Raw genomic sequence first — 11597 nt, 5'->3', positions numbered from 1 at the left:
TGGTTATCCCCCACATCAGGGCAATTTCCTAGGCATTACTCACCCGTCCGCCGCTCGCCGCCCAACAAATCCCCCGAAGGTTCAATGTTGTCGCTGCCGCTCGACTTGCATGTGTTAGGCCTGCCGCCAGCGTTCAATCTGAGCCATGATCAAACTCTTCAATTTAAGATTTTGGTGACTCAATGAATACTGAACATTACATAGTAATGTTTGAATTGACTGTGCTGCTATTTCTAGCAATGGTCACTTCGTTTCATTGAAATCTAATTTGAAGCCTAAGCTTCTAATTTGGATTATCATCAACGAGTGCCCACACAGATTGATAGGTTCTTATTTTTAAAGAGCTACTCTTCTTTGTGAGCTAAATCACTTCGGAAGAGGCGGCCATTCTAGCGAGATAATTTTCAGTGTCAACCACTTTCTTTAAATCATTTCGTTATTCTTTTTGACCTTATCGACTGCGCTTAACTCCTTATGGAGCCTTGCCTCGTCGACAGGGGTGCATTATAGAGATCGGCGTCACATTGGCAAGCGTTATTTTGCAAAAATTGCAAAAATAGCGCTTATGTGTGTCTTTTTCGTTCAAAGCCTTATTTGTTTATTTTTACCCCAAGCAAGCCAACAGTTCATCCACAAAGTTATCCACACGTGGTGATTTTTTAAGCATAAAAAAGGCTGCGTTACGCAGCCTTTTCTTTATATGTCGAACTAAATTCCCGAACCGTGCTCTTCTCCATCCTCTTCATGAAGCCCACATTCACGTTTCAAACCGAAGAATCGAGTTTCTTCTTCTTTCATTCCTGGTTCCCACTTTCTCGTCGTATGTGTATCACCGACGGAAAGATAGCCTTCTTCTCTTAAAGGGTGATAAGGCAAACCATGATCTTCTAAATAATAGTGCACATCTTTATTACTCCAGTCGATGACGGGTAAAAACTTAAATACACCATTTTGAATCGAAAGAATCGGTAGGTTAGCTCGAGATTGCGACTGCTCACGACGAAGACCCGAGAACCAAGTTCCGACTTCTAGCTCATCTAAAGCTCGGCGCATTGGCTCTACTTTATTTAGCTTGTTGTATTTCTCGATGCCTTCAACACCTTGCTCCCACAACTTACCATGCACCGCTTCCTGCCACACTGGACTTTGTTGCGCGCGGTAAACTTTCAGATTCAAACCAAGTTGCTGAGTTAACTCCTCAATAAACTGATAAGTCTCTGGAAACAGATAACCGGTATCCGTCAGTATCACTGGAATATCCGGTTTTACTCGAGTAACGAGATGCAGCATCACTGCCGCCTGAACGCCAAAGCTTGAAGAAACCGCAAACTCACCTGTGAGATTGTCCACCGCCCAAGTCACTCGTTGCAGTGCTGTCATTTGTTCTAGCTCGGCATTGATCATACCCAGTTGCAGAATCTGCTCTGTTTTAGTCAACGTGAGTAGTTGTTTTAACTCAAGTGAACTCGCGGTTGAATTAAGCATGCAAATCCCTCTTTGATACGAATACCTCTTCAATGATCCCGGCGCGAATTGCGAAATCACCAAAGCACTCTCCTTTATTACGCTCTTTAGCCCAGCGTCCCACCAGCAGATCAATTTCTTCTAGGATCTGTTTATCGGTAATGTTCTCTTTATACATCTTCGGAATACGCGTACCACCTTTGTTGCCACCTAGATGCAGGTTATAACGACCTGGAGCTTTACCCACTAAGCCAATCTCAGCCAGCATCGCTCGCCCACAGCCATTTGGACAGCCGGTAACACGTAAGATAATGCTGTCTTCTTTCGGTAAACCGTGTTTCTCAAGAATACCTTCCACATCGGTAACAAATTGCGGTAGAAAACGTTCGGCTTCAGCCATCGCTAATGGACAAGTCGGGAATGCCACACACGCCATTGAATTTTTGCGTTGCTCACTGACCTCGTCATCCATCAAACCGTGTGCTCGTGCAATTTTCTCAATCTTCGCTTTGTTGGACTTAGCAACGCCCGCGACGATTAAGTTTTGGTTGGCTGTCATACGGAAGTCACCTTTGTGAATCTTCGCGATTTCAGCCATCCCCGTTTTAAGAGGCTTACCTGGGAAATCAAGTAAGCGACCATTTTCAATAAACAGTGCAAGATGGTGCTTGCCGTCAATACCTTCTACCCAGCCAATGCGATCCCCTCGTTCAGTGAACTCATAAGGACGACTGGCGGCAAACGTCACTTCTGCACGCTTTTCTACTTCAGCTTTGAACACCTCAATACCGACACGATCAAGCGTATATTTGGTCTTGGCATTTTTACGATTCGAACGGTTACCCCAATCACGTTGCGTCGTGACCACAGCAGCTGCAACATCTAAGGTTTTATCCAGTGGTACAAAACCAAAGTCATCAGCGCGACGCGCATAAGTCGAGGTATCACCGTGGGTCATCGCCAAACCACCGCCCACCAGCACGTTAAAGCCAACCAATTTGCCATTTTCAGCAATGGCAACAAAGTTCAGGTCATTGGCATGCACATCAACATCATTTTGTGGCGGGATCACAACCGTCGTTTTGAACTTGCGCGGTAAATAGTGTTTACCGAGAATCGGCTCATCATCTTCAGTGGTTTCTACTTTCTCGCCATCTAACCAAATCTCGGCATACGCTTTGGTTTTTGGCAGCAGATGTTCACTGATCTTTTTCGCCCATTCGTAGGCTTCTTGATGAAGTTCTGACTCCACCGGATTGGTGGTACAAAGTACGTTTCGGTTCACATCTCCTGCGGTGGCGATAGAGTCGATACCAATACTATTTAGTGTTTGGTGCATCAGCTTAATATTTGGCTTTAGAACACCATGGAACTGAAAGGTCTGACGCGTGGTTAAACGAATACTGCCATACAACGAATGTTCACTGGCAAACTTATCGATGGCTAACCACTGCTTTGGCGTAATAATGCCGCCCGGCATACGTGCACGCAGCATGACATTGTGCAGAGGTTCGAGTTTCTGCTTCGCACGTTCATTACGAATGTCGCGGTCATCTTGCTGATACATACCGTGGAAACGGATCAGTTGAAAGTTATCCGCGGTAAACCCACCCGTAATACGGTCTTGCAGATCTTGCTCTATAGTACCGCGAAGAAAATTACTTTCGCGCTTTAAGCGTTCATTGTCAGCATAAGGACCTAATACTTCACCAAGTACTTGTTGTTGTTCTTTGCTCATTAGTACACATCCCTTTGGTAACGTTTTTCCTTACGCAGATTATTAATAAACTCTTCTGCTTGTTCTTTGCTTAGTTTGCCGTGCTCTTGTGCGACAGAAACCAATGCTTCATGGACATCTTTCGCCATGCGAGTCGCATCACCACACACATATAGATAAGCGCCTTCTTCAATCCACTGCCATACTTGAGCACCGTTTTCTAGAATGCGATGCTGAACATACACTTTCTCTTGTTGGTCACGACTAAAGGCAACATCCAGCTGAGTGAGCAATCCTGATTTCAGATATTTCTGCCACTCCACCTGATAGAGAAAGTCTTGAGTAAAGGTACGATCGCCAAAGAATAACCAGTTCTTACCTTCTGCATCACGGTTGTCGCGCTCCTGAATAAAGCTGCGGAAAGGTGCAATACCAGTCCCAGGTCCAATCATGATCACTGGCGTATTATCATCTTGAGGAAGTTTGAAGTTATTGTTGTTTTCAATAAACACCTTCACTTCCCCACCCTCTTCTAAACGGTGTGAGAGGTAACTCGATGCGCCGCCAAAGCGGAGCTCTTCACCTTGCTGATATTCGACCACACCAACGGTTAAATGAACTTCGTCTTCCACTTCAGATTGCGCCGAAGCAATCGAATAAAGACGTGGCGTCAAACGGCGCAGTAAACCAACCAACTCTTGCGCGCTCAACTTGGTTTTCTTCTCAGCCAATACATCGATAATTTGAGTATTGCCCGCGTACTCGCGCAGCTTATCTTTATCTTCCACCAGCTTTTGCAGTTTTTTGCTGCCTGACAGTTCCGCGAACTTAGTTACTAGCTGCGGATTGGCAGCAGTAATTTCATATTTCGCCACCAACGCACTGTGAATAGAAAGACTGTCTCCGTCGACATCGACACTTTCAACGCCAGACAGCCCTACTTTGGCTAAAATAGCATTGGCAAGTTCAGAGCTGTTTTGATACCACACACCCAATGCATCGCCTGGTTGATAAGTAATGCCTGAGCCATCAAGATCAATCTCAATATGGCGAACATCCTTACCTGAATCTCGCCCGGTAATTTTCTGACTCGTCAGTAACGTTGCGGTGTAAGGATTCTGTTTGTTGTATTGCGCATGACCAGTAGCAGCCTGCCCTACTGGCAATTGCACAACTTCCGCCTCAGCGCCTGATGAGAGATCATCTTTCACAGTATCGAGCGCTTTAGCACGCCATTCTTTGGCTGGTGCTTCGTAATCCACATCACAATCAATACGATCAATAAAAGGAGTCGCGCCAAGTTTTGCTAGGTAAGCATCAAAATCTTTACCGGTTTGGCAAAAGAACTCATAACTAGAATCACCCAGACCAATCACACCGTACTTTAGGTTGTTGAGCTTCGGTGCTTTCTTTGATTGCAAAAATTCATGCAGTTCTATGGCATTATCCGGCGCTTCCCCTTCACCATTGGTGGAAGCCACGACAATCACGTGGGTTTCTTTGGCTAGGTTCTTACCTTTGTAGTCACTAGCGTCAAATAGCTCGGCTGCGATACCTTGCGCTTTCGCTTCTTGCTCTAGCTCTTCTGCGACACCTTTGGCGTTACCTGTTTGTGAGGCAAAGATAATGGTTAACTTGCCTGCAGGCTTTGCTGCCACCACGGCTGCCGCTTGGCTAATTGGCGCTGCTGCCGCAGCAGGTTGATTTTGGGCTAATCCCCAGAAGTAACCACTCACCCACGCCAGTTGCTGAGAAGACAAACTTGATACCGTTTGCTGTAACTGACCTAATTGCTGATCATTAAGAGGGCTAGCGATTGATGGTAATTCTGGTGTATTTGCTTGCGAGAGCTCTCCATTGGCTGAAGACTCTTTCTTATTTAAAGACATGGTCTCGACATCCCTGTTTATTGCGTGATGATAGATTAACCACTCTTTTTAATAACAAGAAAGAATAGAAGTGAATGTTTTATAACTTTTGGAATTAAAGCGTGTGAAATCTAGACGCGAGCCCTCCTGCTCTGGGTGCATTTGAGCAAGGCAAAAAGTCGTGGGGTTACAGCGGTCGCTGATCTTCGATACGCACTTGGTTAAAGCCTACTGCCATGGCTGATTTAGAGGCGATATCTAAATTACCATAGTGGCACTCTTCACCGTGTACATCAGTCAGCAATAAAAAGCCGCCTTCAGCATGGCGGAACTCCACCACCCAAAGTCCTTCTTCGGCTGATGGTTCTATGATGGCTTCGACCAACTGATTATCTCGATATAATACGCGCAGCTCGTTAATCGTCATATTTGCTTCTCTGCGTAACTTTCCCTGTACTGATAAGCATGGTGCATAACGATAAAACTGCTAGTAAAAACGCAAACTTTATGAAGAATAAATATAAAGAAGCGCCAATTGAATACCGATTCGAATAGTGGCGTATTAAGCAAGTACACTACTTTGCACTAACCCTTACCCTTAACACTTAGTTAAAAGCGAAACTCGGCACCAACGAAGAAGCCATTGATAAAGATAAACGACTCCGAGACTTCCGGGGTAGCCGTCGCAAGATCATCAAATTCCAGATCCACCACTCGGTAACCGGCGCGAATGGCGAGTGCATCGCTGGCTTGATATTTTAAACCGGCTAATACATCGGCTCTTTTAATATCTTTGCTCTCACCAAAATCAAACTGACCAATAATGTCTAAGTCCGTATTTGGGATAGCGAGTTCGGCGTAGGCATACCAGTTAAAAGTCAGTTCATTGAAACTGTACGAAGGCTGGGCAGAAATACTGGTGCGATAAGAAGTGTCACTGTACTTAGTGAGAGTCGCCCCTGCATCAAACAGCATGTGCTCGCGCTCAAGCAGGCGATAATAAAATGAAAAGTCATATTTATCGAAGCTCGCATAATCAGCGTCAATACTGGCATAGCGTAAGCTTACATGTGGTAAGTAAGGTTGGTCGTGCTCAATCGCCACAAAGAGATTTGGGGCAGTGGCGTGGTCTCGACGCTGCTCATCTATTTTGGTATCACCAAACCATGCATCGGCGCCGACTGTGGTGCGAATCGAGCTCGCAAGTGCTGAGCTGGAAAATAACAGCAGCGAGGCTGCGGTTAGCCAATACATGTTTTTAGTCATCGTGGATAGGCTCTCAGTTTTTATTCTGACTCTTTTGAGCCTATCACATTTTGCCAAGTTCGCTATCGAGAGCTACATACATGGTTTTTGAAAAACCAGATACCTATCGCGATCACAATCAACCAAGGGAGGATTTTCAGCACAGCACCAACCATCCCCAATAACACCATTACCGCCAACGCAAAACCAACCGCTGCAAATACCGTGAGCATGGTGACACCTGTAACCAATAAGGTCGCGATAAAAACTAAAACAAAGATTAACTCAAACATAGTGTTTCTCCTTTCTTTAATTCCTCTATCGCAGAAAGTGTGCCAAGTTTAAAAGCAAACATAAGACATTGATTTTTAACATAACAATAAAAAAGCGCCCTTTGATGAGAGCGCTTTCTAGATAACTATTGGTATTTTTCACCAAGCAAGGTGGTCAATTTTACACATCCAACTCTTTTGGAATCTTCGCTAATGCCGCTTCAACCACTTCGATACCTGAGCCAGGCTTGTGCGCATTCTCACTAATATGACGACGCCATTGACGCGCACCCGGCATATTTTGGAATAGCCCCAACATATGGCGAGTGATATGACCTAAGTAAACGCCTTTTGATAGCTGCGCTTCAATATATGGGTACATCTCTTGCACTACTTGAGTACGCTTCTTGACTGGCTTATCCAGACCAAAGATTTGCTGATCCACTTCTGCCAAGATGTATGGGTTTTGGTAAGCTTCACGACCCACCATTACACCATCAAGATGCTGTAGATGCTCTTTGGTCTCTTGCAGTGTTTTTACCCCACCGTTTACGGCAATCACCAAATGAGAGAAGTCTTTCTTCAATTGATAAGCACGTGGGTAATCCAATGGTGGAATTTCACGGTTCTCTTTCGGGCTTAAACCTGACAACCACGCTTTACGCGCGTGAATGGTAAACTGCTCACAGCCACCCTTCTCTGAAACAATGGAAACGAAGTCGGTCAAAAACTCATACGAGTCTTGATCATCAATACCAATACGGGTCTTCACCGTCACTGGGATATCAACCACTTCTTTCATTGCCGCGACACATTCAGCCACCAACTGAGGCTCAGCCATTAGACATGCGCCAAAACGACCGTTTTGCACGCGATCAGAAGGACAACCCACGTTCAGGTTAATCTCATCATAGCCACGTTCCGCCGCCAGCTTGGCGCAAGTAGCAAGATCAGCAGCATTAGAGCCACCAAGTTGCAGCACTAATGGGTGTTCTTCTTCGTTATACGCAAGGAAATCGCCCTTACCATGGATGATGGCACCTGTTGTCACCATTTCTGTGTACAGCTGCGTCTCGCTAGAAAGTAAGCGATGAAAGTATCGACAGTGACGATCAGTCCAATCGAGCATTGGAGCGATAGAGAACTTGCACGAATGAGTCATAAGTCTGTGTTCCAGTCTAATGAATAGAATTTAAGCTAAGAAAATAGGGCGAATATTGTAATCTCTTCCAAAGATACGCGCCAATTTATCTTCGGCTGTATCGTTTCTCTAGATATTTTGGTAAGTTAGGTGATTCAATAGTACGGCAAACTGATTCACCTCGAGGCAAAATTGTCGCTCGATGGTCTTATCATAATGACGCGAATGATGCACACCGCTAGTGATTGAGTGGTATATTGTAAAAAAAGTCCAATCGTTATGGTGGAAAATTTGGACCATGAGCTGATCAAACAAATCGAAGAGATTTGTGCTGCAAGAGGCGTAAGACTTACGTCGCAACGAAAACAGGTCTTCCAATTAATTTGTGCTAGCCCAAAAGCGTCTAGTGCCTATGAGTTGTTAGAACAATTAAAGCTTAGCGAACCACAAGCAAAGCCACCGACTGTCTATCGTGCGCTCGACTTTTTATTAGAACAAGGTTTCATTCATCGAGTCGAGTCAACTAACAGTTTTATTCAATGTTGTTCATGTAACGCACATAAACATTACTCGCATCTTCTAATCTGCGACAAATGTAGTAACGTTATTGAACTACAAGATGATAGTTTGGTAGCCTTGTTGGCTAATAATGCAGAAAAACATGGCTTTAAGATCACAAATCACGTGATTGAGTCGCACGGTATATGCCAGTCATGCTTATCTGATATTAAAGAGTAAAGATATAGAAGAAGAATATGCGCGCTGAATTTGTCAATCCGTTTTTAGCTTCATTGATGAACGTACTAAAAACGATGGCTTCACTGGAGTTGAAGCCACAAAAGCCTCGTGTAAAAAAAGACGAAATTGCACGTGGTGATGTGTCAGGTCTAATCGGGATGGTTGGTCCGCAAACTCGCGGTTCTATGTCGATTACCTTTGATGAAAGCCTAGCTCTCGAGATCATGGAAAACATGCTAGGTGAACGTCCAAATGGCTTAAACGATGAAGTTACGGATATGGTTGGTGAAATCACCAACATGGTAACTGGTGGTGCAAAACGAATCCTCGCTGAAAGTGGCTTTGATTTCGATATGGCAACACCTGTCGTGGTATCAGGCAAAGGTCATACGATTCGCCATAAATGCGAAGGCGCGATTATCATCATGCCATTCAGCTCGCAATGGGGTAATGCTTTTATCGAGATTTGTTTCGAATAATGGTGTAACACAAAGAATTAAAAAAGCTTCCCGTCACAAGGAAGCTTTTTGCGTTTTAGTACATGAAAGTATTTGCAACATGGCAGCCCCAAAACTGCAGCGCTAGCTTGTCGAGCTTTTGGATCATAGTAACCCATCCCCTTTCATCCTCAGCTCAACTCGCTTTGAGATCATGGTAACCCGAATGCTCGAAAAGGTGAGATAAGCAAATAGATCATAGGTAACCTAAAACTAGTTAAGCTGCACAATATGCTTAGTTCACTGCGGCGCTTATACAAAACAGCAATTCTTTAGTTAATAACCTTGCGCTGCTTGAGTGCCTCAATACATTGCTCAACCAACGCCTCAATCGGTAATTCACCGGCTGGCAAATCAATCTCCGGCTTTAGTGGTGCCTCGTACTCTGAGTCGATACCGGTAAAGTTAGGGATCTCCCCTGCGCGAGCCTTTTTGTATAACCCCTTAGGGTCTCGTTGCTCACACACATCAAGAGAAGTGTTGACGAAAACCTCGAGAAACTCACCTTCAGGCAATAAATCACGTACTAACTGGCGCTCTGCTCGGTGAGGAGAAATAAATGCCGAGAGCACAATCAGCCCTGCATCTGCCATCAGTTTAGCCAACTCACCAATACGGCGAATGTTTTCACGGCGGTCTTGTTCTGAAAAACCTAAGTCACTGCACAAGCCATGGCGCACGTTGTCGCCATCCAACAAGTAAGTATGGTAACCAAGTTCTGCCAACTTATTCTCCAGCGCACCAGCGATGGTCGATTTACCAGCTCCTGATAATCCCGTAAACCAAAGCACTACCGGCTTTTGCTGCTTCAAGTTGGCACGAAAGCTTTTATCAACGGTGTGCTGATGCCACACTATGTTCTCGTCTTTGAAATTGGTTTCTGTTGTCATGGTTTAGTCCTTTAATACGGGAAAAAGAGTGGGATCAATGCCAGTACCAGCACTGAGTAAACAATAGAAATCGGGATCCCAACTCGTACATAATCGGATAATTTGTAATTGCCTACGCTATAAACCAATAAGTTGGTTTGATAACCGTAAGGGGAAATAAAGCTCGCACTAGCACCAAACAAAACTGCCATCACAAAAGGCATTGGGTCGACACCATAGCCAATCGCCATACTGTAGCCAATGGGAAAAGCGAGCGCAGCAGCGGCATTGTTGGTCACCAGTTCGGTTAAGATCAGCGTCAGTAAATATGTTGCCACCAGCGCGCCAAACACTCCCCAACCGTTAAAGGTTTCGATAAACATCTGCCCCAACTTGACCGATAAACCAGATGAGAGCATCAGTTGGGCAATCGACAACGCTGAACCCACGATAACGACAATATCCACAGGGAAGCGGCGGCGCAGTTCACTCAACTGCACAATACCGAGAAACAGCGTTGCGAGAAGAAAAACCGCCAAGCCTTTGATTAACGGCACCCACTCAAGCAATGCGAGGGCGATGACGGCGCTAAAACCGAGCAATACCGTGGTGGATTTTTGGAAGTCGAGACGTGCGCTCGAGTCGAGATCATTGACCAAGACAAACTCTTTGCGGTGAGCACGGCGCTCTGCCTCAAAGCGTTTTCCAGGTACCAGCACTAAGGTATCGCCGGCATTGAGCGTGATATTACCCAGTCCGCCCTCTAAACGCTCATGACCACGGCGGATTGCCACCACCACCGCATCAAATCGATCACGAAAACGACTCGTCTTTAAGGTTTTATTGCAAAAGCTCGCCGATGAGCTCACCACCACCTCGACAAAACTTTGTCCGTTCAGGTGATGCTGACCAAACAAGGTTAAGCCTTGGATCTCTTGCAGCGTGGCGACACTTTCTATGTCACCACAAAACAATAGTCTGTCATTGGCATGCAGAATAAATTCCGGATCAACCGAGGGCATGGTTTTGCCATCGCGGATCACTTCGGCTAAGAAAAGCTTACGCAACGCCCTGAGTTTATTCTCGGTGATACTGCGCCCAACGAGAGGCGATCCTGGCTCGACTTTCGCTTCAAGAAAATAGGGCAAATCATCTTGCGATTGATCGTCGTAATTCGGCAATAAATAACTGAGAGGAATTAGGATCAACAAGCCACCAAACAATACCGACAAACCGATCATTGTTGGGGTAAAAAATCCTAAACTTGGCAAGCCTGCATCTTCAACAAAGCTGTTGATGATCAAGTTAGTCGATGTGCCGATCAAGGTTAAGGTGCCACCTAAGATCGCTGCATAAGAAAGTGGGATCAATAACTTCGATGGCGCATGTTGCTGATTACGCTTAATCGCACCAATTAACGACACCACGACTGCGGTATTGTTGGTAAAAGAGGACAATAACGCGGTCGATACCCCCATTTTTGCCACCACAGAGCCTAAACGCCCAGTAGATAGGCTGCGGCTCACCCAGCTGATGAGCAGGGTTTTCTCTAATGCCGCGGATGCGAGGATCAACAACACTAAGGTTAACAGTGAGGAATTGGTGAAGTTGGTTGCCACTTCATTGAGTTCGATCATCCCAGCAAGAAAAGCAATAAATGCAGCACCTGCGAAAATAAAACTCGGCTTTATACGGGTGGCTACAAGGCATGTGACAATGCCGAGTAAGATAGCCAACACAAATCCTTGTTGCCACATACCGCGTCCTTACTTGATCCAATATCAGT

General features: G+C 45.3%; 11 protein-coding genes and 1 rRNA gene. 2 read left to right on the top strand and 10 right to left on the bottom strand.

From position 1 onward, the window contains the following. The 8 genes from DPF93_RS17525 to dusA all read right to left on the bottom strand — a co-directional run. Window positions 1–165: ribosomal RNA gene (locus DPF93_RS17525) — 16S ribosomal RNA — on the bottom strand; the annotation flags it as partial. Between the two features lie 543 nt (window positions 166–708). Then, window positions 709–1485, bottom strand: a complete 777-nt coding sequence (locus tag DPF93_RS17520; protein WP_114767373.1) for a phosphoadenylyl-sulfate reductase — start codon at window positions 1483–1485, stop codon at window positions 709–711. Further along, complete coding sequence (cysI, locus tag DPF93_RS17515) at window positions 1478–3202, bottom strand: assimilatory sulfite reductase (NADPH) hemoprotein subunit (protein WP_114767372.1); 1725 nt, start codon at window positions 3200–3202, stop codon at window positions 1478–1480. The genes DPF93_RS17520 and cysI overlap by 8 nt, the downstream gene beginning before the upstream one ends. Further along, window positions 3202–5091: an assimilatory sulfite reductase (NADPH) flavoprotein subunit gene (locus DPF93_RS17510; protein ID WP_208638801.1), complete on the bottom strand. Its 1890-nt coding sequence runs from the start codon at window positions 5089–5091 to the stop codon at window positions 3202–3204. The genes cysI and DPF93_RS17510 overlap by 1 nt, the downstream gene beginning before the upstream one ends. Before the next feature lie 145 nt (window positions 5092–5236). Further along, window positions 5237–5476, bottom strand: coding sequence for a hypothetical protein (locus DPF93_RS17505; protein ID WP_114767370.1), 240 nt, complete (start codon window positions 5474–5476; stop codon window positions 5237–5239). Window positions 5477–5658: 182 nt separating this feature from the next. Beyond that, window positions 5659–6315 (bottom strand): TIGR04219 family outer membrane beta-barrel protein, encoded by a 657-nt coding sequence (locus DPF93_RS17500; protein WP_114767369.1) that lies wholly within the window; start codon window positions 6313–6315, stop codon window positions 5659–5661. Window positions 6316–6377: 62 nt separating this feature from the next. Further along, the gene (pspG, locus tag DPF93_RS17495) at window positions 6378–6587 is read right to left on the bottom strand and encodes an envelope stress response protein PspG (protein ID WP_114767368.1); all 210 of its coding nucleotides are present in this window, start codon (window positions 6585–6587) and stop codon (window positions 6378–6380) included. 160 nt (window positions 6588–6747) lie between these two features. Further along, the gene (dusA, locus tag DPF93_RS17490) at window positions 6748–7728 is read right to left on the bottom strand and encodes a tRNA dihydrouridine(20/20a) synthase DusA (protein WP_114767367.1); all 981 of its coding nucleotides are present in this window, start codon (window positions 7726–7728) and stop codon (window positions 6748–6750) included. A gap of 258 nt (window positions 7729–7986) precedes the next feature. On the opposite strand from dusA, the gene zur reads away from it, so the two are divergent. Continuing rightward, complete coding sequence (gene zur, locus DPF93_RS17485; RefSeq protein ID WP_114767366.1) at window positions 7987–8445, top strand: zinc uptake transcriptional repressor Zur; 459 nt, start codon at window positions 7987–7989, stop codon at window positions 8443–8445. Window positions 8446–8462: 17 nt separating this feature from the next. Continuing rightward, entirely contained in the window at window positions 8463–8924 is a 462-nt protein-coding gene (locus tag DPF93_RS17480) for a chemotaxis protein CheX (RefSeq protein WP_114767365.1), read from the top strand. 290 nt (window positions 8925–9214) lie between these two features. On the opposite strand, the gene cysC is transcribed toward DPF93_RS17480, so the two are convergent. Together cysC and DPF93_RS17470 are read right to left on the bottom strand one after the other, a co-directional pair. Further along, window positions 9215–9832 (bottom strand): adenylyl-sulfate kinase, encoded by a 618-nt coding sequence (cysC, locus tag DPF93_RS17475; RefSeq protein ID WP_114767364.1) that lies wholly within the window; start codon window positions 9830–9832, stop codon window positions 9215–9217. Window positions 9833–9843: 11 nt separating this feature from the next. Further along, complete coding sequence (locus DPF93_RS17470) at window positions 9844–11568, bottom strand: SLC13 family permease (RefSeq protein WP_114767363.1); 1725 nt, start codon at window positions 11566–11568, stop codon at window positions 9844–9846. Between the last annotated feature and the right edge of the window lie 29 nt (window positions 11569–11597).

The organism is Vibrio rhodolitus (genome assembly GCF_003350325.1).
Classification (GTDB): domain Bacteria; phylum Pseudomonadota; class Gammaproteobacteria; order Enterobacterales; family Vibrionaceae; genus Vibrio; species Vibrio rhodolitus.
The sequence above is the reverse complement of the archived record's forward strand: the minus strand, read 5'-3'. Positions and strand labels throughout refer to the sequence as shown.